This is a genomic window from Streptococcus sp. HMSC073A12, assembly GCF_001812815.1.
GTDB lineage: Bacteria > Bacillota > Bacilli > Lactobacillales > Streptococcaceae > Streptococcus > Streptococcus vaginalis.
The window spans coordinates 130672-154985 of the sequence record NZ_KV810539.1; the positions used below are offsets into that span (position 1 = coordinate 130672).

The 24314-nt window shown below is 39.3% G+C and carries 22 protein-coding genes, 1 tRNA gene and 8 pseudogenes; 29 read left to right on the plus strand and 2 right to left on the minus strand.

Annotated features, from left to right (window positions below):
* The 3 genes and pseudogenes from HMPREF2876_RS10630 to HMPREF2876_RS05950 form a co-directional block, all read left to right on the plus strand.
* A partial coding sequence (locus HMPREF2876_RS10630) for a Cna B-type domain-containing protein (RefSeq protein ID WP_142351038.1) occupies window positions 1-351 on the plus strand: 351 nt, incomplete at its 5' end.
* Window positions 352-734: 383 nt separating this feature from the next.
* Window positions 735-941, plus strand: a pseudogene (locus HMPREF2876_RS05945) (cupin domain-containing protein); the annotation flags it as partial.
* Window positions 942-956: 15 nt separating this feature from the next.
* On the plus strand, window positions 957-1442 hold the full coding sequence (locus HMPREF2876_RS05950; RefSeq protein WP_070584475.1) for an NAD(P)H-binding protein: 486 nt from the start codon (window positions 957-959) through the stop codon (window positions 1440-1442).
* Between the two features lie 235 nt (window positions 1443-1677).
* On the opposite strand, the gene HMPREF2876_RS05955 is transcribed toward HMPREF2876_RS05950, so the two are convergent.
* Window positions 1678-2586 (minus strand): LysR family transcriptional regulator, encoded by a 909-nt coding sequence (locus HMPREF2876_RS05955; protein ID WP_004224921.1) that lies wholly within the window; start codon window positions 2584-2586, stop codon window positions 1678-1680.
* Between the two features lie 194 nt (window positions 2587-2780).
* On the opposite strand from HMPREF2876_RS05955, the gene HMPREF2876_RS05960 reads away from it, so the two are divergent.
* The 11 genes and pseudogenes from HMPREF2876_RS05960 to HMPREF2876_RS06005 all read left to right on the plus strand — a co-directional run bounded on the left by HMPREF2876_RS05960 (window position 2781) and on the right by HMPREF2876_RS06005 (window position 10755).
* A complete protein-coding gene (locus tag HMPREF2876_RS05960; RefSeq protein ID WP_024051633.1) occupies window positions 2781-3587 on the plus strand; it encodes a dihydroorotate dehydrogenase electron transfer subunit in 807 nt (268 codons plus the stop codon).
* Between the two features lie 9 nt (window positions 3588-3596).
* Window positions 3597-4535: a dihydroorotate dehydrogenase gene (locus tag HMPREF2876_RS05965; protein WP_024051632.1), complete on the plus strand. Its 939-nt coding sequence runs from the start codon at window positions 3597-3599 to the stop codon at window positions 4533-4535.
* A gap of 314 nt (window positions 4536-4849) precedes the next feature.
* Window positions 4850-5545 carry an orotidine-5'-phosphate decarboxylase gene (gene pyrF / locus HMPREF2876_RS05970; protein ID WP_003035645.1) on the plus strand — a complete coding sequence of 232 codons (696 nt, stop codon included), beginning with the start codon at window positions 4850-4852 and terminating at the stop codon, window positions 5543-5545.
* Entirely contained in the window at window positions 5538-5864 is a 327-nt protein-coding gene (locus HMPREF2876_RS05975) for an inorganic pyrophosphatase (protein WP_024051630.1), read from the plus strand. Before pyrF ends, HMPREF2876_RS05975 begins: the two co-directional genes overlap by 8 nt.
* Window positions 5865-5874: 10 nt before the next feature.
* Entirely contained in the window at window positions 5875-6504 is a 630-nt protein-coding gene (pyrE, locus tag HMPREF2876_RS05980; protein WP_024051629.1) for an orotate phosphoribosyltransferase, read from the plus strand.
* Window positions 6505-6509: 5 nt separating this feature from the next.
* Entirely contained in the window at window positions 6510-6881 is a 372-nt protein-coding gene (locus tag HMPREF2876_RS05985) for an ASCH domain-containing protein (protein ID WP_224783659.1), read from the plus strand.
* Window positions 6882-7042: 161 nt separating this feature from the next.
* Window positions 7043-8571 (plus strand): annotated as a pseudogene (locus HMPREF2876_RS05990) (hypothetical protein).
* Window positions 8568-8783, plus strand: coding sequence for a YozE family protein (locus HMPREF2876_RS05995; RefSeq protein WP_024051626.1), 216 nt, complete (start codon window positions 8568-8570; stop codon window positions 8781-8783). Before HMPREF2876_RS05990 ends, HMPREF2876_RS05995 begins: the two are co-directional and overlap by 4 nt.
* Window positions 8784-8859: 76 nt before the next feature.
* Window positions 8860-9924 carry a PhoH family protein gene (locus HMPREF2876_RS06000; RefSeq protein WP_024051625.1) on the plus strand — a complete coding sequence of 355 codons (1065 nt, stop codon included), beginning with the start codon at window positions 8860-8862 and terminating at the stop codon, window positions 9922-9924.
* Window positions 9925-10051: 127 nt separating this feature from the next.
* A pseudogene (locus HMPREF2876_RS10215) lies at window positions 10052-10426 on the plus strand (GNAT family N-acetyltransferase).
* A 2-nt stretch (window positions 10427-10428) separates the two neighbouring features.
* On the plus strand, window positions 10429-10755 hold the full coding sequence (locus HMPREF2876_RS06005) for a TfoX/Sxy family protein (protein WP_024051624.1): 327 nt from the start codon (window positions 10429-10431) through the stop codon (window positions 10753-10755).
* Between the two features lie 291 nt (window positions 10756-11046).
* Here the strand turns inward: HMPREF2876_RS06005 and ald are convergent.
* Window positions 11047-12157, minus strand: a pseudogene (gene ald / locus HMPREF2876_RS06010) (alanine dehydrogenase).
* A gap of 131 nt (window positions 12158-12288) precedes the next feature.
* Here ald and HMPREF2876_RS06015 point away from each other — a divergent pair.
* From HMPREF2876_RS06015 to HMPREF2876_RS06095, 15 genes and pseudogenes are all read left to right on the plus strand, one after another.
* Window positions 12289-12858, plus strand: a complete 570-nt coding sequence (locus HMPREF2876_RS06015) for a GNAT family N-acetyltransferase (protein WP_024051621.1) — start codon at window positions 12289-12291, stop codon at window positions 12856-12858.
* Window positions 12859-12999: 141 nt separating this feature from the next.
* Window positions 13000-13072: transfer RNA gene (locus HMPREF2876_RS06020), tRNA-Thr, on the plus strand.
* A 41-nt stretch (window positions 13073-13113) separates the two neighbouring features.
* Window positions 13114-13839 (plus strand): annotated as a pseudogene (locus HMPREF2876_RS06030) (FAD-binding protein); the annotation flags it as partial.
* A 286-nt stretch (window positions 13840-14125) separates the two neighbouring features.
* Window positions 14126-15855: pseudogene (locus HMPREF2876_RS06035) on the plus strand (ABC transporter ATP-binding protein).
* A complete protein-coding gene (locus HMPREF2876_RS06040) occupies window positions 15852-17588 on the plus strand; it encodes an ABC transporter ATP-binding protein (protein WP_024051616.1) in 1737 nt (578 codons plus the stop codon). Before HMPREF2876_RS06035 ends, HMPREF2876_RS06040 begins: the two are co-directional and overlap by 4 nt.
* Before the next feature lie 117 nt (window positions 17589-17705).
* Window positions 17706-18203 (plus strand): rRNA maturation RNase YbeY, encoded by a 498-nt coding sequence (gene ybeY / locus HMPREF2876_RS06045; RefSeq protein ID WP_003024775.1) that lies wholly within the window; start codon window positions 17706-17708, stop codon window positions 18201-18203.
* On the plus strand, window positions 18184-18588 hold the full coding sequence (locus HMPREF2876_RS06050) for a diacylglycerol kinase family protein (RefSeq protein ID WP_024051615.1): 405 nt from the start codon (window positions 18184-18186) through the stop codon (window positions 18586-18588). Before ybeY ends, HMPREF2876_RS06050 begins: the two co-directional genes overlap by 20 nt.
* Window positions 18589-18655: 67 nt before the next feature.
* Window positions 18656-19555 (plus strand): GTPase Era, encoded by a 900-nt coding sequence (era, locus tag HMPREF2876_RS06055; protein WP_070241659.1) that lies wholly within the window; start codon window positions 18656-18658, stop codon window positions 19553-19555.
* 12 nt (window positions 19556-19567) lie between these two features.
* Window positions 19568-20344: pseudogene (locus tag HMPREF2876_RS10925) on the plus strand (alpha/beta fold hydrolase).
* 2 nt (window positions 20345-20346) lie between these two features.
* Complete coding sequence (locus tag HMPREF2876_RS06070; RefSeq protein ID WP_024051611.1) at window positions 20347-20817, plus strand: NUDIX hydrolase; 471 nt, start codon at window positions 20347-20349, stop codon at window positions 20815-20817.
* A gap of 53 nt (window positions 20818-20870) precedes the next feature.
* Window positions 20871-21395: pseudogene (locus HMPREF2876_RS06075) on the plus strand (hypothetical protein).
* A gap of 8 nt (window positions 21396-21403) precedes the next feature.
* Window positions 21404-21847: a GNAT family N-acetyltransferase gene (locus HMPREF2876_RS06080; protein ID WP_042753932.1), complete on the plus strand. Its 444-nt coding sequence runs from the start codon at window positions 21404-21406 to the stop codon at window positions 21845-21847.
* A gap of 7 nt (window positions 21848-21854) precedes the next feature.
* On the plus strand, window positions 21855-22679 hold the full coding sequence (mutM, locus tag HMPREF2876_RS06085) for a DNA-formamidopyrimidine glycosylase (RefSeq protein ID WP_070241661.1): 825 nt from the start codon (window positions 21855-21857) through the stop codon (window positions 22677-22679).
* Between the two features lie 3 nt (window positions 22680-22682).
* Window positions 22683-23294, plus strand: a complete 612-nt coding sequence (gene coaE, locus HMPREF2876_RS06090; protein ID WP_024051606.1) for a dephospho-CoA kinase — start codon at window positions 22683-22685, stop codon at window positions 23292-23294.
* Window positions 23272-24237, plus strand: a complete 966-nt coding sequence (locus HMPREF2876_RS06095) for an NAD(P)-dependent alcohol dehydrogenase (protein ID WP_024051605.1) — start codon at window positions 23272-23274, stop codon at window positions 24235-24237. The genes coaE and HMPREF2876_RS06095 overlap by 23 nt, the downstream gene beginning before the upstream one ends.
* Window positions 24238-24314: the final 77 nt, after the last annotated feature.

The following is a 24314-nucleotide window of genomic DNA, read 5'->3' on the forward strand; positions in this document are numbered from 1 at the left end:
TTACTAGCCGATGGAAAAGAAGTAAGTGGAAAGATATTAACTTTAACAAAGGCAAACAACTGGACAGGAACTTTCACAGACCTTGATGAATACAAGGCAGGCAAAAAGATTGAATACACAGTCAAGGAAGAAGCTGTAGGAAATGGTTATACAAGTGTTGTTACAGGAACAGCTCAAGACGGTTATGTAGTAACTAATGTTAGAACACCAAATGTACCGCCTGAAAAACCAAATAAAGAATTACCAAAAACAGGAGATGGAATGAATTTATCTTTATATGGGTGGCTTGTGTTAATATCAGGTTCTTTGCTGTTACTTATTGGATATATACGCAAAAAATATATAAAGTAGCAGAAGAAATGATAATAACTATTAAATAAACATACTTTAAAATTAAATAAAACACACAATAAATATAGATTTTATTATTGTTGTCGGAGGACTTTTTACGGGGTATCCAAAATTTTTGAGGGTTTTCCCAACAACAATGAGGGGCTGACCTAAAATTATCCAAAATTAATTAGGGGACAATCTGAGGGGCGACTATATGTAAAATAAAAACCACTAGTTCAACTAGTGGTTTTTATTAATACTTATTTACAGACTTTTTATCATACTCTCTTAATAATTAATAAATATTTTAAGAGACTTTAGTCAAGTCTCTTTTTTATTACCTTAAAGGTGGGTGCATTTTTATTTGTATTGTGTAATTGTATCCATTTCATAGTCCGAATGAAGGTTGGTACCAAGAAGAAGGAAAAGAAGCCGTTAGTTTATCTGAAGGCTCTGTGGTTGTTATTCCAGCTAATGTAAAACATTGGCATGGTGCGAAAAAAGATTTTTGGTTCAGTCATATAGCGCTTGGTGTTCCTGGGGAAGATTTATCAAATGAATGGTGTGAAGCCGTCTCAGACGAGGAATATCATCAATTAAAAGATTAGAAAGTTACTAATAGCATGAAGAAAGTTCTTATTTTAGGAGCCAATGGGCAAATTGCTCGTTTGGTGATTTCAAGATTATTACAGGAAACAGATGTACATTTGACGCTTTATTTGCGAAAAAGTGCTCGTTTACAGTCACTTGCAGGTGAACGAGTGGATGTTCTTGAAGGGGATGTCAATGATTTTGCAGCCTTGACAAAAGCTATGAAAGGTCAAGATATTGTCTATGCCAATCTCGGTGGAAAGTTTGAGCCTATGGCAGCAAATATTGTTAAAGCAATGGAAGAAAATCAAGTTTCTCGTTTGATTTATTTGTCTAACAATGATTTTGCTAAGGTGGGAGAATTAACAGAAAAAGGGGAGTTTTACAAGGGAACAATCATTTCAAGAGTAAGTATTGCGGATTTGATTGTTCGTATCATAAAAGAACCGTCTTTACACAGTTATGCTAGTCTAGGCATTTCAAAGCCAAGAACAGACGGCGATAGACCTATGTATTGAAGAAAATAGCATAAACCTATGGTAAGAAAGTTTGTGCTATTTTTAATTGCATGATTTTATTCCATTTTAAATGATAGGATAACAGTTTATCGCTACACAGAGAAATGAAAATGCTAGAAAAACTCCCAACGCGATACAATAAAGGTGTTCAAGCCTATTGTAAAGCGACAGGAGAAAATATAGCATAAAAATTTCATTGTTTATCACATATAAGAGTGGAACAGATGATTATGATTTACTTATCAAATTGAACTTCTTCTAACAGGTACTCAATGAATTTATCCCCCATTTTAGACAAGCTAGCTTTTTCGTGTTTGATATAAACTAGCTCAATAGGGTCATCAATATCTAGCGGAATGGAAACAATATTGTCACCGTTGAGATTGCTGTTGAGAATACCAGTTGCGATAGTGTAACCGTCAAGACCGATTAAAAGATTGAAAAGGGTTGCTCGGTCACTGACAACGATGGATTTTTTATGGTGTTCTTGGGATAGGATTTCTTCTGAAAAGTAAAATGAATTGTGGGTGCCTTGGTCATAGCTCAGATAAGGAAAATCTTCTAGATCAGCTAATTGCACCAGTTTTTTCTTTGCTAGAGGATTGCTCTTGCTGACAAAGATATGGGGCTGTGCGGTAAAGAGATGAGTGGCAATCAAGTGATTGTCATCTAGCATTTTGGAGAGGACATCGCGGTTGTAGCTGTTGAGAAATAGAACACCAATTTCACTACGGAAATTTTTGACGTCATCAATGATTTCCCAAGTTCGGGTTTCCCGCAGGAAGAGCTCGTACTTTTCCATGTCACTCTTTTTGAGCAGAGATACGAAAGCATTGACCACAAAGGCGTAGTGTTGTGAGGAAACGCTGAAAAGTTCTCGGTTAGCAACGGGATTTTTATAACGTTCTTCCAGCAGCTGGGTTTGCTCTACTACCTGACGAGCATAGGAAAGAAATTCCATGCCGTCCTTAGTTAAGGTAATGCCCTTGGGATTGCGGATGAAAATCTCAATACCCATTTCATTTTCCAAATCACGCACAGCATTAGACAGACTTGGCTGGGTGATGAATAATTGTTTGGCAGCTTCGTTCATACTGCCCGTTTCGACGATTTTGATAATATAATGTAATTGCTGAATTCTCATAAGCCTATTTTATCACATTAGCATTGACAAAACACTTGTTAAGTTGTAAAATATGTTAAATTTAACCTTTAAGAAAGTCCAGCGAGGCTTCCAAGGTTTCAGGTGAAGGAAGAGTGGGAACAAGTCTGCTCTCTATTTTCGTGAGGCCTTGCGTGTGTATGCGAGGTCTTTTTTGGTAAAGAAATGAGGTAGAAATGGTAAGTAGTTCGTGTAAGAAAAGATTCGGAAAAATCATGTTGGAGAAGATGAGCATTGTGCATCAAGAGGAAATTGCTCCGCGAATTTTTGCTATGGATTTAAAAGGGGAAATGGTTATCCAGATGAAGGCTGGGCAGTTTCTACATATTCGAGTCCCAGATGATACGAAGCTTCTACGGCGACCTATTTCAATTTCAGAGATTGATAAAGAGAGAAAAATCTGTCGGATTATTTACAGGATAGAAGGAGCAGGCACAGAAATTTTTTCTAAATTGAAGAAGGGTTTTCAGTTGGATGTCATGGGTCCTCAAGGAAATGGGTTTGATTTATCTGGTTTGGACATTGAAGATACAGCCTTAATCATAGGAGGCGGTATTGGTGTTCCGCCTTTACTACAAGTAACAAAAGAATTACATAGTAAAGGGGTCAAGGTCACTTCGGTTTTTGGATTTGCAACAAAAGCCGCCGTTATTTTGGAAGAAGAGATGAAAAAATACGGTCGTGTCATCGTAACAACAGATGACGGTTCTTATGGTCGCAAAGGCTATGTTTCCTCTGTTGTGAATGAGTTGCCAGAAAGTTTTACAGCGGTTTATGCTTGCGGTGCCCCTGGTATGCTCAAATATGTTGATGAAACATTTCGTAGTCATCCGCGAGCTTACATTTCTATGGAGTCACGAATGGCTTGTGGAATGGGGGCTTGCTATGCTTGCGTACTTCATGTGGCTGGTGAGGATCAATCAGTCAATAAGCGTGTCTGTGAAGACGGTCCAGTTTTTGCGACTGGCACAGTCTTGATGTAGGAGGTGAACATGTCGAAAAATCGTTTAGCAGTTTCTCTTCCGGGATTGGAACTGAAAAATCCAATCATTCCAGCTTCGGGCTGTTTTGGTTTTGGTCAGGAATATGCCAAATATTATGACCTAGATGTGCTTGGCTCAATCATGATTAAAGCAAGCACGCAGAATCCTCGTTTTGGCAATCCGACACCGCGCGTGGCGGAAACACAAGCTGGTATGCTCAATGCTATTGGTTTGCAAAATCCTGGTGTAGATGTGGTGTTAGCAGAAAAGCTTCCTTGGTTGGCTCAACATTATCCTAATCTGCCGATTATTGCTAATGTTGCTGGATTTTCTAATGAAGAATATGCTTTTGTTGCGGGAAAAATTTCTCAAGCACCAAACGTTAAAGCAATCGAACTCAATATTTCTTGCCCTAATGTGGATCATGGCAATGGAGGATTATTGATTGGGCAGGTGCCGGATTTGGCATACGAGGCTGCGAAGGCAGCAGTAGATGTATCGGAAGTGCCGGTCTATGTGAAATTGACACCTAGTGTAGCAGATATTACGCAGATAGCTATAGCAGTTGAAGCTGCAGGAGCAACGGGCTTTACTATGATTAACACCTTGGTTGGCATGCGGTTTGACTTAAAAAGCAGAAAACCCATTATTGCAAATGGAACGGGTGGGATGTCAGGTCCTGCTGTTTTTCCTGTTGCCTTAAAGTTAATTCGTCAGGTAGCCCAATCCAGCAGTTTGCCAATCATTGGTATGGGTGGAGTAGATTCAGCAGAAGCAGCCATTGAAATGTTTATTGCGGGAGCATCAGCTATTGGTGTTGGCACGGCAAATTTCACTGACCCTTATGCTTGTCCTAATATCATTGATAACCTACCTAAAGTTATGGATAAGTATGGCATTGAAAGTTTGGAAAGTCTGCGAGCAGAAGTCAAGGGAAATTTATTTTAGTTTGATATTTTGCTTGACAAGAGATAAAGTAAATTATAAAATAATTGAAATAAAACCTTTAAAGAAGTCCAGAGAGTCTACTAAGGAAGATACGGTTAAAATGGCAGTTACTGCCAATTTTCGTGTAACCTTGCCTCGGGCAAGGTTTTTCTATAGCTCGTAATAAAGCAAATTTAGAGCTATTGATGATTAGCTAGTGCTACTAAGCAACTTCACCGTTTGATGTAGTATAGTCAGTATTGAAAGGTGGCAGAGCTAGAGATTCTGTCAAAAGGTTAAAAATGGCGAAAAGCCTATAAAAAGGAGAAGAATCCATGCGTGAAGAACGTCCTATTATTGCCCTTGATTTTCCGTCATTTGATGATGTCAAGGAGTTTTTAGAGCATTTTCCAGAAGACGAAAAGTTATATGTCAAAATCGGTATGGAATTTTTCTATGCCATTGGTCCGGAAATTGTGCATTATCTGAAAGGTTTGGGACACAGCATTTTCCTAGATTTGAAATTGCACGACATTCCAAATACAGTACGCTCTGCCATGTCAGTTTTGAGAACCTTTGGGATTGATATGGTGACGGTTCATGCGGCAGGTGGCGTGGAAATGATGCGAGAAGCCAAGAAGGTTTTAGGTGATCAGGCAAAGCTGGTAGCAGTGACCCAGCTGACTTCTACCAGTGAGGAAGATATGAGGGATTGCCAAAATATCCAAACAACTGTTTCAGAATCTGTTGTCAACTATGCCTGCAAAGCTAAGGAAGCTGGACTGGACGGAGTTGTTTGTTCGGCTCAGGAGGTTAAGCTGATTAAAGCCGCAACATCAGAAGATTTTCTGTGCGTCACTCCAGGTATTCGACCAGCTGGTTCTGAAATCGGGGATCAAAAACGGGTTATGACGCCGCAAGAAGCTCATCAAATTGGTAGTGATTACATTGTGGTTGGGCGTCCAATCACACGAGCAACTGATCCAGTAGCTGCTTACCGAGCTATAAAGGCGGAATGGGTGAATGGTTAGAAAAATGTATCGAGCAATCATTGACAGACCAATAGGTTACAAAGACAACTTTGGCAATTGTTATCCTATCAACTATGGTTATATTCCGGATTTATTTGCTGGAGACAGCGAAGAACAAGATGTTTATATCATTTCGGAAAAAATACGAGAACCTTTGGAATCTTTTGAAGGAGAATTGACTGCTGTTATTCATCGACAAAATGATGTGGAGGATAAGTGGGTACTGACCTCTACAAATGAGAATGTGGCCTTAGAGGACATTAAAGAAAAAACACATTTTTTGGAACAATATTTTGTTTCCACTATTGAATTATTGTAAAGGAGAAATCATGACTTTAGCAAAAGATATTGCCCGTGACTTACTGAACATTGAGGCTGTTTACTTAAAACCGGAAGAACCTTTCACTTGGGCAAGCGGTATCAAGTCTCCAATTTATACAGACAATCGTGTGACCTTGGCCTATCCAGAAACGCGAACGTTGATTGAAAGTGGTTTTGTAGATAAAATCAAGGCTGAATTTCCAGAAGTAGAAGTGATTGCTGGAACAGCGACAGCGGGTATTCCTCATGGTGCTATTATTGCAGACAAGATGAATTTGCCCTTTGCCTATATTCGTAGTAAACCAAAAGATCATGGGGCTGGAAATCAGATTGAAGGTCGGGTAAAATCAGGTCAAAAAATGGTCGTGGTTGAGGATTTGATTTCAACTGGTGGTTCTGTTTTGGATGCCGTTGCTGCAGCAAAGCGAGAAGGTGCAGATGTCATTGGAGTGGTGGCTATTTTCACTTATGAATTACCTAGAGCAGAAAAGAATTTTTCAGATGCAGGTGTGAAATTAGTAACCTTATCTAACTACACTGAATTGATCAATCTGGCAGAACAAGAAGGTTATGTTTCAGCAGAAGGATTGGCTCTACTTGAGAAATTTAAACATGACCAAGAAAATTGGCAGGGATAAGAAAGATGAATCTAATAGAACTAAGTAGGAAGTATCCTCGGGCAGAAGTTTGGGCACATCCAGATGAGTTTCCAAACTTATATGATTTAACATTGAGAGGAGTCAAGCAAGCGACAAGTTCTTGGTTTGAAGAGTATGAAAAAGACAAGGAATCGTTACCTAAAGTTGGAGAAGTCTCCATCATGCTAGATAGAATGGAGAATCCTAGTCGAGCCTTGGTCATGGTGACTAAAGAAGTTCTTGTCCGTCCCTTTCATCAAGTGACAGCAGAAGAAGCTTTTTTAGAAGGAGAAGGCAATCGCAGTTTAAGAGATTGGCAGACTATTTTTGGTGATTATTGGCGTAAAACCTTGCCAGAAGAAGGATTAGAATTTTGAGAGTCTGGTTTGGTTGTTACAGAAATTTTTACTGTCTTAGAAGATTATCTTTTAGACAATGAAGAAAACGGACGTAGCAAGTAATTAGACGTTAAGCAGCAATCTGACGATTGTTGTTTTTTTAAATAGCGAAACACTGTAGATTTTGTTATAATATCCCTATGCTAAAAATGTATTCTTTTTTCTTTTCAGCTTTGCAAAAATTATGTTATTGATTGGTTTGCACTGGTTTTTTACTGTGATTATTCATCTAGGGACAATTTCTAATCTGGCTTTGATTGGGGTGGCGATACTAGCGTTTCTGGCATATCGTTATCTAGAAAATGTAAAAAAATGCTACCACTACCTGATGAAGCACAAAGTTGCTATTATGATAGCGGTAATTATATTTCAGTTAGCAATGCTTTTGTCTGCTCAGTTGCTGATTCGGCGAGATGCAGCAGTTGTTTTCAATGGTGCTTTCAAGTACTCAAAAGAGACTTCTATTTCCAGTTATTTGACACGCAATCCTAATAACTTGTTTCTCTTTTTGTCTGAGCGCTTTTTTTATAATATCTTTGGAAGCTCAGCTTTATGGATTTTGCAGGGATTAAATATATTTTATGACGATATAACGGCACTCATTTTGTACAAGGGAATGAAAAAATATGTGAGTGAGTCTGCTGCTGATGTGACATTTAGTTTGTATGTCTTGCTAGTTGGCTTTTCACCTTATTTTTATTCGATGTACACGGATATATGGCCTCTTCCGCTCATTGCTTTACAAATATTCTTACTTTTTGATTTATTTGGGCTTCGATGGCAGGATAAGAGGGTACTCTTCATAAAGACAATCGGATTAGGTTTGATAAGTGGGCTTGCAGTGCTGATACGACCAACTGTGTTGATTATTATTATGGCAGGTTTTATGGTGCTGTTGTTCAAAAAGGAATGGAAGAAATTTATCTTAATCTTTTTCACCTTTCTCCTATCGTTTGGCGTAACTTCTATCGGCGGAAACTATCTGAAAGCGACACAAACAGAAGTGACATTGATACAAGAGAAAGGATTGTCTAAAAGTCCTCTGCTCTTTATTGACTTAGGGTTGACTTTTATTGGACACGATCAAGAAGACATGAAAGAGGGTTTGCTTCAATACATTGATGTGGATCAGAGAGAACAGTATAATAATGGAATGTTTAAGCAAGAAAATGTAAAAAAAGAAATCAAACGACGTTTAAAAGAGTATTCGTTTTTTGGATTTCTCAATCATCTTTACTATAAGCATTCATTAACTGTTTTAGAAGGAACTCTAGGCTGGTTGTATCGAGATGTGGAATATGAAAAAACGCCCTATATTTCTCCTCTTTATCCTTATACAAAAAAGAATCCTGTGGCGCAGTTTATCAGAACTTATTTTCTGAGTGTCGATAAGAATGAGTATCGGTATTATGAGATTGTGAAGCAGGTTATTTGGATTGTGATGAGTCTGGGTCTTGTTTTTGCCTTGTGGAAATATCGTGCAGATGATAAACTCAATATGCTCAGTCTTGCAGTCTTTGGTGGTTTGTTGGTTTTGCTCATTTTTGAAGGTGGAAAGACGCGGTATTTAATACAATTTTTACCGCAAATCATCATATTGTCTGCATTAGGATTGACTAAATATTTACCGGATTGGTTAAAAAGTAAGAAAGGAGAAAAGATAAAATGAGAAAATCGTTTTACACTTGGTTGATGACGGAGCGCAATCCCAAAAGCAAAGCACCGAAGGCGATTTTAGCAGACTTGGTGTTTCATGAAACAAATTTCCCTAAGCACACGGATGATTTTGATGAAGTTAGTCGTTATCTGGAAGAACATGCTGACTTTTGCTTTAATCTTAGCGATTTTGATGCGATTTGGGAAGACTATCAGGCTCATTAGTTCGGAGAAATGATAGAATTTTCCGAGTTACTTTGCTATAATAATAGTAAATAATGTGAAGAAAGAGGTTCTTTATTTGCAAGAACATTCAGTAGAAATTACCTTACAGCATCCGGATGATGCTTTTCATCTTTTTGGTTCCAATGAACGTCACTTGCGTTTAATGGAACAGGAGTTGCAGGTAACCATTCATGCAAGGACGGAGATTGTCCAGATTATCGGTAGCGAAGTAGCTTGTGAGGAGACTCGTCAGGTTATTCAAGCTCTGCTAGTTTTGGTGAATCGCGGGATGACGATTGGGACACCAGATGTAGTGACGGCTATTACAATGGTCAAAAATGGTGAAATTGATAAGTTTGTGGCTCTGTATGAGGAAGAAATTATCAAAGATTCTTATGGCAAGCCCATTCGTGTCAAGACCTTAGGGCAAAAAATCTATGTTGATAGCATTAAGAATCATGATGTTGTCTTTGGGATTGGACCGGCAGGGACAGGAAAAACCTTCTTAGCGGTGACCTTGGCAGTGACAGCACTCAAACGCGGTCAGGTCAAGCGAATTATTTTGACTCGTCCGGCAGTAGAAGCGGGCGAGAGCCTAGGATTTCTACCAGGGGATTTAAAGGAAAAGGTGGATCCTTATTTGCGGCCTGTTTATGATGCATTGTATCAGATTTTAGGTAAGGATCAAACAACGCGTCTTATGGAGCGAGAAATCATTGAGATAGCTCCTTTGGCTTATATGCGTGGACGAACATTGGATGACGCCTTTGTCATCTTAGATGAAGCGCAAAATACAACCATTATGCAGATGAAGATGTTTCTAACACGACTTGGTTTTAATTCCAAGATGATTGTCAATGGGGATATTAGCCAGATTGACTTGCCAAAGAATAATAAATCAGGTCTCATTGATGCGACAGAGAAATTGAAAAATATCAAGCAAATTGATTTCGTTTACTTATCAGCCAAGGACGTTGTGCGTCATCCTGTGGTTGCAGAGATTATCCAAGCTTATGAACATTCTACTGAAATGGCGCATCATCATTTTTCTAAAGAAGAAAAATCAAGTTTGACCAATTCCAAAATTGTCAGCGAGCCAGTCAAGGAGTCGGAAGATGATGAAGGAATATCTCTTGGCTAATCTGGACAAGTTTCACACGACTGATTTTGAGGAAGTACGCTTGCAAAAGAATCTGCTACGTGACTGATGACTATCAATGCATCTTCCTATGTCATGATCACAGGACACAGAAAGTAAGAATTAAAAAATAATTGACCAACTATCTAAGCATTACAGATGTAGGATACTAACCGAAAAGGATATCCCAAGTATTTTATCTTTATATGAAAGCAATCCTCTGTATTTTCAGCATTGTCCACCAGGCATATCCTGATGAGGAGACTGTTTTTATTGGTTTGTTTATGGTTGAACAAGCCTATCAGAGGAAAGGATTGGCAGTCAGATTGTGACAGAAGCACTAGCTTATTTTGTTAAGAACTTTCGAAAAGCACGTTTAGCTTATGTTAAGGGAAATCTTTAATCTCAGCATTTTTGGGAAAAGTAGGGCTTTAAACCAATTGGATGCGAGGTTAAGCAAGAACTCTATACGGTTGTTATCGTTGAACAGAGCTTAGGAGATTAGAAATGGCATCAAGTAAGAACTATTTGGAATTTATTTTGGAGCAATTATCAGGATTAGATGATGTGACTTACCGTTCCATGATGGGGGAGTATATTCTTTACTTCCGTGGCAAGATTATTGGCGGCATTTATGACAATCGCTTTTTAGTTAAACCCGTGCAAGCAGTCTTAGATAAGATTGACCAACCTTCTTTTGAGTTTCCATACGAAGGTGCCAAAGAAATGATTTTAGTGGAAGACCTTGATAATAAGATGTTTCTAGAAGACCTGATTTTAGCTATGTATGATCAACTGCCAACACCCAAACCTAAAAAGAAAAAGCAAAGGTAAACGAAGCAAAAAAGAAGCCTGCTAAGGCCCTGTCTTTGCACGGGCAAAATAAAAAGAAGCTGGGACGAAAGAGCTCAGCTTCCTTTGGTTTATATAGTTGTCATTACAAGACGCAGTGGTTGAGCGAAACTCTGTTGACTTTATTCAATTTAGAGTTTCTTATGAACAATTGAGTCTGGAATGAAAGTCTCCAGTTGCAAAGTATACAGTACAATAAACCAACGATGCAGTAGCTGATGACACAAAGCATAGTGGGTAGGACTTGCGAAGTCACCCTTTTCTTTTCAAAATTTATACTAAATCATTGATATCGGTGTAGTCACGATTAAGCCATTCTGCGACGGGTCGGCTAGTGAGATAACCTTTATAAGTAGTCACTCCTTGTTGTAGCCCCAAATCATCTGCTATAGCTTGTTCAAAACCTTTGTCAGCCAAAGCTTCAATGTAAGGAAGTGTTACATTTGTAAGGGCAAGAGTTGATGTACGGGCAACAGCACCTGGGATGTTGCAACGGCATAGTGAAGTACACCATGTTTTTCATAGACAGGTTCATCGTGAGTGGTTACACGATCAGCAGTTGCAACAACTCCACCTTGGTCAACAGCTACATCTACAATAACAGATCCAGATCGCATTTTACTGACCATTTCATCAGTAACGAGCTTGGGAGCTTTGGCACCAGGGATTAATACTGCTCCAATCACTACATCGGCCTCTTTGACACTTTCAGCAATATTGAAAGAATTAGACATAAGGGTCTGGATTTGATGACCAAAAAGGTCTTCTAGTTCTGACAGTCGTTTAGCGCTGATATCAAGAATAGTGACATGCGCTCCCAGTCCTAAAGCGATGCGAGCTGCGTGTGTTCCAACAACGCCCCCTCCAATGATAGTGACTTTTCCTTTAGGAACACCTGGAACACCGCCCAGTAGTACACCAGAACCACCTCCTTGTTTGGTTAAAAAGTGAGCTCCAATCTGCACAGCCATTCTCCCTGCGACCTCACTCATAGGAACGAGCAGAGGGAGTTTTTTTCTTGGTCACGAACGGTTTCGTAAGCAATCCCTGTTGTTTTGCCCACAATCATCGCATCGGATAATTCAGGTGCAGCAGCCATGTGCAGATAAGTTAAAAGCAAGAGGTCATCACGTAAGAAGCCGTATTCAGTAGCTAAGGGCTCTTTGACTTTGACAACTAGATTAGCCGCCCAAGCTTCGGCTGCAGTTGCAACAACTGTCGCTCCCTGTGCTTTATAGTCGGCATCTGTAAATCCAGAACCAAGGCCGGCTTTGGTTTCAACTAAAACCTGATGACCTTTTTGGACAAGACTATGAACGCCAGCTGGTGTTAAAGCAACACGATTCTCATTGTTTTTAATTTCTTTTGGAATACCGATTAACATAGATTTACTCCTTTTTTGAGATGTTTTTATTGTATATGAAAACGCTTTAAAAATCAAAGCGAAATCAAAAAACATTGATTTCGGTGAATATTTATGTTATGGTATGAGACAAAAAAGGAGGTTCATTCAAGATGGAAAGTATTTATCTAAAGCTAGCTGAAAACCGAACTTTGGAAACAGAGCGCCTGCTCTTGCGGCCTGTGACCTTAGATGATGCTGAGGATATGTTTGAATATTCCTCTGATGAAGAAAATACTCGCTACACTTTTTTACCTAATAAAGATTTGGAAGAAACTAAAAATATTATTGCTCGTTTATTTATGGGGAGACCACTTGGAAATTGGGGAATTGAGTTAAAAGAAAATGAAAAACTGATTGGCAGCATTGACCTACACAAGCTAGATCCGGTCCTCAAAAAGGCGGCTATCGGCTATGTGATTCATAAGAATTACTGGAATCAGGGCTTGGCAACGGAAGCTTTGAAAGAAATAATCCAGTTGGTTTTTGAAAGTTTGAATATGAATATGTTGGTGGCTCTCCATGATGTGGAAAATCCAGCTTCAGGACGAGTTATGGAAAAGGCTGGTATGAAGTTTTCCCATATTGACCCATACGCAGCACTCGATGAGCACGAGGAAGGCCGAATTTCTCAGAGAGCTTATTATCGTTTGACAAAGAAAGATTATTTTGAAAAATACTGATGTGAATGTTAGATTTATAGGAAATTTCAATGGTGACTAGGTTCTTTTTGGAACGTTCTAGCAAAATTTTTTTCTTTTAATGAAAACATTTTTCAAATCTATTGACAAGTACCTCTCTGCATGATATAGTAGATAGGGACTGCTGATTTAGCTCAGTTGGCAGAGCGCATCCATGGTAAGGATGAGGTCGCCGGTTCAATCCCGGCAATTAGCATGAGGAACAGGAAAAAGCCCAATTTTAATGGGCTTTTTTGCATTGGTGACGATATTAAGACATCAAATTCACCAGCTATTATATGTGATGGTATTCTCTTAGGTCAAAGCGTTGGTACAGACCTAGTCGGTTTGGACTTCTATCAAATAATGCTGGTATCTGCCCCGATTACAGGCGCCTCCGGCTAACTTCATCATGGTCAATACTTAAGGAAAACGTTTTGTAGATGAGTACGGTAGTCGGTATAAATGAGTTCAGGCAGCAATTGACAATGGTGGTTTTTTTCTATCTGATTGCAGATGCAGATGAAAATATCAAAGAAACAGCTTATAATACCAGTCAAGAAAAAGATTGATGCGCAGGTAGCGAATGGAACACTCTACCGAGCAGATGGTTTGGAAGAATTGGCAGAGCAAGTTGGTGTGGATCCAGCAGTCTTTGTTCAAACTATTAAGGATTACAATTCTTATGTTGATGCGGGCTATGATCCTGAATTTGAAAAGGGAGCTTTCGACCTCAAGGTTGAAAAAGCACCGTTTTATGCCACTCCTCGAAAACCAGCCGTGCACCATACTATGGGTGGGCTTAAGATTGATACGGAAATACATGTTATCAATAAACAAGGACAAGTTATCCAAGGTCTCTATGCAGCTGGAGAAGTAGCTGGCGGATTGCATGTTGGAAACCGTTTGGGTGGTAATTTCCTTACTGATATTTTTACTTTTGGACGTATTGCAGCCGAAATTGCTATTACAAAGAATTGTTAATCTTGATTTTAAGGCAGAAAATTCATTCAGTTTTGGGAGGGTTCTTTTGCAAATATTCTTGACAAGCATTTCTTTTAATGTTAAAGTATTAACTAATAAGAACAGAAAGGAGAACGGTATTATGAACAATGTAAAACAAAATAACACTCAGGTATATCGTATGACAGAACTCCTTTCTAGCAAACCATTGTAGTTTATTTTTGATGAAAAAATAAATAAAAACAAGTAAGCTCAGGACAGGTTTATTCTGTCTTGGGCTTTTTTGTGCGTTTCGGGAAGGATTAGGATGATTAAAAGTTTATTTGGATATATAAAAGAGCATAAATGGTTATATTTATCCATTGCTCTGGTTTTACTATTGTATGATTTTACCATGTTGATTCCAACACAGGTGATTCAGCGTTTGATAGATCATCTGTCGCATCATACTTTGACACAGCAGAATTTAATTAGAGATGTTGGTTTGTTAGCTTTGGTGACAATTTGCAACTATCTGTCGGCTTACTATTGGCATTTAAAAATATTTCAGTCGTCGATTGACTATAAGTTTCTCATGCAAAGAAGAGCTTTTGAGAAATTGGTAGCTATGAGAACGCCTTTCTACGAAAAGTTTCGTTCTGGCGATATTTTAACGCACTTTTCCACAGATGTTGAGGGGATGATGGAGAAGGCTGGTTATGGGATTGTCATTCTCTTATATGCTGGAGGTATGATTGCCTTTGTCATTCCGACCATGTTTTTTATCTCATAGGAAATTAGCTTGTTGGCTATGCTTCCGCTTATGATATTGATGATCTGGATTTATTTTCTTGGAAAAAAACAAGATAAACTAGTCGAAAATAATCGTGAAGCAGTCGCATCTTTGAATGATGAGGTACTGGAAACGATAGAGGGAGTTCGGGTTGCGCGTGCTTATAGCAAGAAAACAACTCAGAAAGAACAGTTCCAATTGCGCACGAAAGCTTTATCTAAGGTTGGTGATCAAATTGCCGGTATTCAATATCTTTACGCACCGCTCTCCTCGGTCTTTATCGCTTTATCAACGATTATTGTGCTTCTTATTGGGGCTATTTTTATAAAAACGGGACAGTTGACAATTGGGCAAGTGATTGCTCTTCAATTGTATATGATTAGCCTAATTGAACCTTTTTGGATGTTGTCGGATTTTATCTTGGTCTATCAAACGGGGAAGACGTCTTTTAAAAAGGTCACAGAATTGATTGAAACGACAGATGATATGAAAATGAGTGGCAAAGAGGAGTTAAAACATCTTATCTCTATTCGTTTTCAGAAATATCATTTCACTTATCCACAAACAAAAAGACCTAGCTTGCGTAACATAGCTTGGCAAATTGAAGCAGGAAAGACGTATGGTATTGTTGGAAAAACAGGATCTGGTAAAACAACCTTAGTTCGTCAGCTTCTTCAGCAATATCCTGTTGGACGAGGTACATTTCAGATAAATGGAAAATCCGTCAGTCACTATTCACGTCCATCAATTGAAGCAATGATTGGCTATGTCCCTCAGGAGCATATTTTGTTTTCAAAATCCGTCAAAGACAATATTGCCTTTGGTAAGAGAAATGCGACATTAAGTGATATTGAGCAGGTTATTGAAACAGCGGCATTTTCAGAAGATTTAAAACGAATGCCAGACGGACTGGAAACGCTTATTGGTGAGAGGGAGTGTCAATATCTGGCGGTCAAAAACAAAGAATTTCTTTGGCACGCGCTTTTATTAGACATCCAGAAGTCCTTGTTTTGGATGATTCTTTGTCGGCAGTTGACGCTCAAACAGAGCGTCGAATTATCAAAAATCTTCAGGATATGCGAGCTAATCAGACAACGATCATTGTGACACACCGTTTGTCAGCTATCCAGCAGGCAGACTGGGTTCTTGTCTTAGAAGATGGAAAAATTGTTGAAGAAGGGACACCGAACCAGTTGCTAAATAAAGGAGGCTGGTATGCCGAACAATATCAGCGGCAGCAACATCAGAAAGGAGGGAGCAAATGAGTATCATTAGTCGTTTATTAAAAGAACTAAGAATTGTTCGAACTGCATTCTTTTTTGCGGTTGGAATTGCTGTTTTAGCAACGGTGACTATCCAACTGTCCCCTCTCTTTTTGAGAAATATGATAGACGGACCGCTTACACAGATTGGAAGCGGAAAAGATCGTCAGGTTCAGCTTTTGCAATTAGCTGGATTATATATAATTGTTGTAGTTTTGGGGAGCATACTGACTTACTTAGGTGATCGCCTTTTAGCGCATTGTGGAAACAAAGTAGCAGAACATCTGAGGAATGAAGCTTATTGGGTTATGCAAAATTTGCCGATTTCTCACTTTGATGATAAACCAGCAGGTAAGATTGCAACCAGAATTGTAAATGATACGGAAACCTTACGAAGACAATTTTATGCTAGTTTGGTTAGTGTTTTGATTCAAGTTCTTCGGATTGTTTTTACCTACGCTCTATTGTTTTACCTTAGTCCGCTTGCTGCCTCGATACTTTTGATGTTGCTTCCTGCTTTTTATGGAATTCAGGTATTTTATAAAAAACTAACGGACAAGCCGATGAAAGACTTTTATGATTCACGGAGTGATATCAATAATCAGGTGAATGAATTGATGTATGGAGCTAGTCTGATACAGTTATATCATCAGGAAAAAATAGTTCTTTCAGAATTTGATGCTACTGCCCGAAAAATGAGCCAAGCTGATAAACAAATTGTATGGGTAAGTGCTCTTTCGTCTTGGCCACTAACGGAATTTTTAAAAAATACAGTGCTTGCTGTTATTTTGACAATAGTTGGTCAGCAATTTTTAGGCGGTCATAGCGTTATTACCGCAGGTGTACTGTTTGTCTATCTCAATTATATTATTGATTTATTTGATATGATGGGTTTTCTGGTTCGACTCTTCCCGTATGTACAACGATCATTGGAAACAGGAAAACGAGTTTTAGAATTGCTAGATCAACCTCAAGAAGCGGATGAGAAAGCCCAGCTAGTAGTCAATAAAGGTGAGGTTGTGTTTGAACATGTGAGCTTTGCGTATGAGAAAGAAAAAACTGTCCTGCACGATATTAGCTTTAAGGCAAATCAAGGAGAGACAATTGCTTTGGTGGGACATACCGGCTCTGGAAAATCTTCTATCATGAACCTACTTTATCGTTTCTATGATCCCCAAAAAGGGAAAATATATATTGATCAACAAGACATCCAACAATATTCTCGGGAAAGTCTTCGTAGTCACATGGGAATTGTTTTGCAAGATCCTTATCTATTCACGGGAACGCTAGCAAGCAATGTAGCTATGACTCATTCAGGCATAAATCGTGAAAAAGTCCTGGAAGCTTTAGAAAAGATCGGTGCAGGGGACTTGCTGGCTCGTTGTAAAAAAGGAATTGATGAACCTGTAAGGGATAAAGGGGCAGCATTTTCGAGCGGTGAACGGCAATTGATTTCATTTGCACGAACTCTCTACGCTAATCCCAAAATTTTAATATTGGATGAGGCAACTTCCCATATTGATACAGAAACCGAAGAAATGATTCAAAACGCAATGGCTGTTGTAAAAGAGGGGAGAACAACTTTTATCATCGCTCACCGTTTATCCACCATTCAAGAGGCAGACCAAATTTTGGTTATTTCTGAAGGAAAGATTGTGGAGCGAGGGCAACATGATACATTGGTAAAACAAAATGGCATCTATGCGCAAATGAGCCGCCTCCAGCAACAAGTATAAGTTTTGAAAGAAAAAATATGAAATAAAGAGCAGAACGAAATAGTAAATGATTTATAAATCAAGCATCCCTATCTGAAATATGGTATAATGAAGTGATACTAATAAAGTGGGTGTAATATGTATATAGAAATGGTCGACGAGACAGGGCAAGTTTCAGAAGAAATCATCAAGCAAACACATGATATACTGGAATTTGCTGCTAAAAAGATTGGCAAAGAAGAAAAAGAAATGGCAGTGACATTTGTTACCAACGAGCGCAGCCATGAGCTGAATTTGGAATATCGAAATACAGATCGTCCGACAGATGTTATCAGCTTGGAGTACAAGCCCGAGCTGGACATTGCTATTGACGAGGAGGATTTACTAGAAAATCCTGAGCTGGCGGAAATGTTAGAGGATTTTGATGCCTATATCGGAGAGCTCTTTATTTCCATAGATAAGGCGCGTGAACAAGCAGAAGAATATGGTCACAGCTTTGAGCGGGAAATGGGTTTTCTTGCAGTACATGGTTTTCTGCATATCAATGGATACGATCACTATACGCCGGAAGAAGAGGCGGAAATGTTTGGTTTACAGGAAGAAATTTTGACTGCTTATGGACTTACAAGACAATAATACAAATAAACGCAAATGGAAAAATCGAGATGTGATTTCGAGTTTAGAATTTGCTCTGACAGGGATTTTTACAGCAATCAAAGAAGAGCGCAATATGCGCAATCATGCTGTTTCAGCAGTTGCGGTCGTGCTTGCAGGATTGTTTTTTCGGGTATCTGCGATAGAGTGGCTCTTTCTCTTTTTGAGTATTTTTCTAGTCATTTCTTTTGAGATTATGAACTCTGCTATTGAAAATGTGGTAGATTTAGCTAGTGATTATCACTTTTCCATGCGAGCTAAAAATGCCAAGGATATGGCAGCAGGAGCTGTTTTGGTTGTTTCGGGTTTTGCGGTTATAACAGGATTGATTATTTTCGTTCCGAAAATTTGGAATTTACTTTTTTAACATGAAAATCGGAGAATCCTTTCCGATTTTCTTATATTAGACTAATAAGGAATAAACGAGGTGAAAAATGACCTTTAAATCAGGATTTGTTGCTATTTTAGGACGTCCAAATGTTGGAAAGTCTACTTTTTTAAATCATGTTATGGGGCAAAAGATTGCTATCATGAGTGATAAGGCTCAGACGACTCGTAACAAGATTATGGGAATTTACACGACAGATCAGGAGCAGATTGTCTTTATTGATACGCCAGGGATTCATAAGCCAAAGACTGCCTTGGGCGACTTTATGGTGGAATCCGCTTACAGCACGTTGCGTGAAGTGGATACAGTTCTTTTTATGGTTTCTGCCGATGAAAAACGCGGTAAGGGTGATGATATGATTATGGAGCGTTTAAAAGTGGCTAAAGTTCCTGTTATTCTGGTTATCAATAAAATTGATAAAGTACACCCGGATCAGCTGCTGAGTCAGATTGATGATTACCGCAAGCAGATGGACTTTAAGGAAGTTGTGCCAATTTCTGCTCTTCAAGGCAATAATGTTTCGCATCTAGTTGATATTTTAAGTGAAAAATTAGAGGAAGGTTTCCAATATTTCCCAGCTGACCAGATTACCGACCACCCTGAGCGTTTTTTGGTTTCTGAGATGATTCGGGAAAAGGTTTTATTGCTGACACGTGAAGAAATTCCGCATTCGGTGGCGGTGGTCATTGACAGTATGAAGCGGGATGAGGAGACTGACAAAGTGCATATCCGCGCTACCATTATGGTGGAAAGAGACAGTCAAAAGGGCATTATCATCGGTAAAGGCGGCTCTATGCTTAAGAAAATCGGCTCTTTGGCACGCCGCGACATTGAACTCATGCTAGGTGATAAAGTCTTTCTTGAAACTTGGGTTAAAGTCAAGAAAAACTGGCGGGACAAAAAGCTAGACTTGGCAGATTTTGGATATAACAAAAAGGAGTATTAGAGGCTGAGGAAGATGAGGTCGTTATTTGTCGCAGAAAAAGGTCACCAAAATGATAAAAGTATTGTCCTTTTGCATGCGTCTGGTTCTAGCAGTCAGATGTGGGCACATCATATCGCTGAGTTAAAAAATGATTTTCACTGTATAGCTGTTGATTTGCCTGGACCTGCTTCTAGCCGCGACATTGAGTGGACAAATTTTAATGATGTTACAGAAATGATTGCTGATATTATCAAAAACAGGGTTCACGGCAAGCCGCACCTTGTTGGACTATCGTTGGGAGGCGGTCTCGTTCTTAAATTGTTGGAAAAACATGCTGATTTATTTGATAGAGCGATTGTTGACGTTGCCTGTCACCACCCTATAAAAGGCTACCGCAAAGTCATTGCCGGTGTTTACATCATGTCGTTATTAAAAAACACTAAGCTAATGGGCAACCTTATGGCAAAAATGATGCAGAAAGATGGTGTACCTGAAGAGAGCTATCGTTAGTTCATAATGGATTTGCAAAGGGCTTCTGCTAAGTCTTTTCGCCGAGCAATGTTACAGGCAAATCTGCTGAGGATTACTGCAAATTTCGACAATCCTGTTTTCTTTGTTTCGGGCGGTAAAGAATCGAAGTCAATTCATGAATCTCATAAAGAATTGGTAAGAAAAAACAGATTGAGTGATCGTGCCTATTATCCAAATAAAGGGCATGCGTGGCTGTTTAGTGATATTGACACGCATATACAATTACTCCGCTACTTTTTTCAAGACGGAGCATTTCCAGATAAATTAAAAGGTTTCTAAATATGGACTACATTTCCTACATTCGCTCAAAGGTTGGGCATGACAAGGTTATTCTGACCTTTGCTGGCGGTATTTTAGCAGATGACGAGGGACGCGTGCTGTTGCAACTACGCGGGGATAAGAAAACATGGTCTATTCCAGGCGGTGCAATGGAGCTTGGCGAATCCACTCTTGATACTGCTAAGCGTGAATTTTTTGAAGAAACTGGCATTGAAGTAGAAGCTACTCGTTTTCTCAATGTTTACAGTAATTTCGAGGAAGTTTATCCGAATGGTGATGCGGTGCAGACGGTTGTCTTCATCTATGAGCTGGCGGCGATTTCATCAGTGAATATTGCAGATTTTCACAATGAAGAAACTCTACGCCTGCGTTTCTTTTCTAAGGAAGAAATTGAGAATTTAGAATCTGTGAGTAGTAAGCATCGCCTGATGTTAGCTGAGTATTTTGATGACAACTTTGCGATGGGACATTGAGTTGAGATTGACATATAATCCGTGATTAATTTATTTTTTAAGGAGGTAGGGCAATGGAATTTGTAAATCTTTTAGTGGAAAATGTGGAACGAGCCGAGGAGCGTTTTTTATCGGTTCTGGCTAATTTATCTGTGGAAGAAGCGAATGCTTTTCCGGTTGCGGATACAGTTCCGTCCATTAAGTCTGTGACTTAGTTGACTTGGTATACGGCGCGGGAGCTGGATTTTCAGATTGCTGATTTAGCTAAGACCGATCCAGTCTGGTTCTCTAAAGGTTGGAAGAAAAAGTTTGCCTTGGATTTGCCAGATGATACGGAAGATTGGCACCATACTCCTCAAGAAGCGCATAAAGTTGTGGTGACAGATATTGAGTTGCTCAAAGACTATCTGTCTGTTGCGGTTGCGGCAACAATTGCTTATTTATCAGAGGTGAATGAAGACAGTTTGGACGATGTTGTTGATGAGAATTGGACTCCAGCTATTAAACGTGGGAATCGTTTAGTATCGATCATTGACGATGCTGCTATGTATTCAGGTCAGGCAATCTATGCTCACCGCCTGCTAGGAAGAGAAGAGTGAAAAAGATAATGGTAGGGGAAATTCGAGCGGTCGAAAAATCTCAACTAGCTGACTGGGCTTACTTTGCTCATTTAGCTTGGAAGATAGAGAAAAAGAAATTACTAGCAGCATTTTCTGAAGGCAAATTTCCTAATGAATTTTTATACTACTTAGAGGGAGAAGCCGTTGCTTGGATCAGCTTATCTATGCGTTCGGAGTATGTGGAAGGAGCAGAGCAACTTCCTATCGCATATATTGAAGGCATAGCGGTAGCACCTGCTTTTCAAAGAAATGGCATCGCTCATCAACTTCTAGAGTTTGCACAGTCGTGGGCGAAAGAAAAAGGAGTGTACCAGCTAGCTTCAGATTGTGATATGGACAATGCAGTCAGTCAAGCTTTTCACAAGAGTGCGGAATTTGAAGAAATAAGTCGAACTGTTCATTATATGTTACATTTGGATAAGAAAGGATAAAGATTTTATGCCCGAATTACCAGAAGTAGAAACGGTACGCCGTGGTTTAGAGCGGCTGGTTAAAGGAAAAGAGATTGAAAAGGTAGATGTCCGTTATGCCAAGATGATTGGAACGGGGGCAGATCCTTTTGTCTTAGAATTACCGGGGCAAAGCATTGATGCTGTTGGGCGTCGGGGCAAGTATCTGATTTTTTATTTGAAGAATTGGGTGCTGATTTCGCATTTGCGCATGGAAGGAAAGTATCTTTTCTATCCTGAAGAGGTCCAGTTGACGAAGCATTCTCATGTAATTTTTCATTTTACAGATGGCAGCAGCCTCGTTTATCAGGATGTTCGGAAATTTGGCACGATGGAGTTGTTGAGAAAAGAACAAATAACATCCTATTTTACTGAGCGAAAGCTAGGACCAGAACCGACTGAATCAGATTTTCATTTACTGCCATTTGAAACCGCTCTGAAAAAATCTAAGAAATTGATTAAACCTTACCTGTTGGATCAAACTTTAGTAGCTGGTCTTGGCAATATCTATGTAGATGAAGTATTATGGCGGGCGCAGATTCATCCGGCAAGAGCAGCTAAAAGTTTGACTGCTGGAGAAGCAGAGGAATTACGCAAGCAGATTATTGCAGTCTTGCAGCTAGGTATTGAAAAAGGCGGTTCAACCATTCGCACCTACCGCAATGCTTTGGGAGAAGACGGAACCATGCAGGATTTCCTGCAAGTCTATGGAAAAACAGGCCAACCTTGTACTAGATGCGGTCACGAAATTGAAAAAATCAAACTAGCTGGTCGTGGAACTCACCTTTGTCCATATTGTCAAAAAATGAGGTAGGACATGGCAAAAATAATCGGAATTACAGGCGGTATTGCTTCTGGCAAATCGACAGTCACAAATTATCTCAGGCAAAAGGGCTATCAGGTCATTGATGCGGATCAGGTGGTTCATGAATTACAGGCGAAAGGCGGTAAACTCTATCAAGCATTGGTCAGCTGGCTAGGGTCTGCTATCTTGAACGAAGCAGGTGAGCTTGAGCGTCCTAAACTATCTCAGCTCATTTTTTCTAGCCAAGAAAATTTAGCGAAATCTTCCCAGCTACAAAATGATATCATTCGGCAAGAGTTAGCCAATCGACGCGACCAACTGGCTAAGACTGAGGAGACTTTCTTTATGGATATTCCGCTCTTATTTGAGCAGGATTATGCAGACTGGTTTGATGAGGTTTGGCTGGTTTACGTGAATCCAGAGACACAAATCAAGCGGCTGAAGGCACGAAATGGCTATTCACAAGAAGAAGCGCAGCAACGCCTTGCCAGTCAGATGAAGCTGGAGGATAAAGTTCCTTATGCAGATTTTGTAATCAAGAATGATGGCAATTTAGAAGAGCTGATAGAACAGATTGATAAGAAGCTTAGGAGATTAAGAAATGATGAAAGCAATGGTTTATAGAGGAGGCGATTTGGGGAATGCTTTTGAAGTAAAAGAGATAAAACGCCCCATTCCTAAGGAACACCAGATTCTAGTGAAAGTAAACTATTCTTCTCTAAATAATGTTGACTATGAGCGCTTTAAAGGGAAAAAACTGTCTTTGTTTGCTCGAACAACCCTTCTTTTTGGAGGTAAAGGAAAAATTTTGGGAGGTGAAGTTTCAGGGCAGGTCGAAGCAGTTGGAGAACAAGTTCAAAACTTTAAAAAAGGAGATGAGGTCTTTGGTCAAACATTAGGTTTCATGGCTTTCGGAGCTTGGGCTGAATATGCTTTACTGGAAGAAAAGCAGACTGTACTTAAACCAAGCTACCTCTCATATGAAGAAGCAGCTGTTTTAGCTAGTGCCTCTAAGACAGCCATAGGCGCTTTATGTACAGGGCAATTGCAGTCTGGTCAGAGTGTCTTAATTTATGGTGCTTCGGGCGGTGTAGGGCACCTTTTAGTGTGTTACGCCAAAGCTTTAGGAGCATCTATAATCGGTGTATGCGGCCAGCGCAATTTGAAGATGGCAACTGATTTGGGATGTGATAGAGTCATTGATTATCAACATGATGACTTTGAGAAAGCAGCAGGAAAGGATGATCTCATTTTAGCCGTTAATGGACATGTTGATTTGAAGATACTAAAGGCACATTTGAAAAAAGATGGTATTCTAGTAGGTGTAGGAGCGAGCTATCTGCCTGCTTCATTCTTGCAATCTTTCTTTTCAAAAAGGGTTCGCTATTTTAGTTACTTTCTAAAACCAAGAGCAGCTTATTATAATGAAATGCAGATGTTAGTGATGAAGAAAGAAATCAAACCTTTCATTGATAAGGTCTATCCCATTACTCAGGTTTCACAATCCATCCAATATGTGATGAACGAACACCCCCAAGGAAAGATTGCTTTAAGAATGCATTTTTAGTATAGACAACCCTATATTAGATAGGCTATCATTCAGATGATGCTCAAAGTAGTTTAATAGATTGATTATTGGTTAAT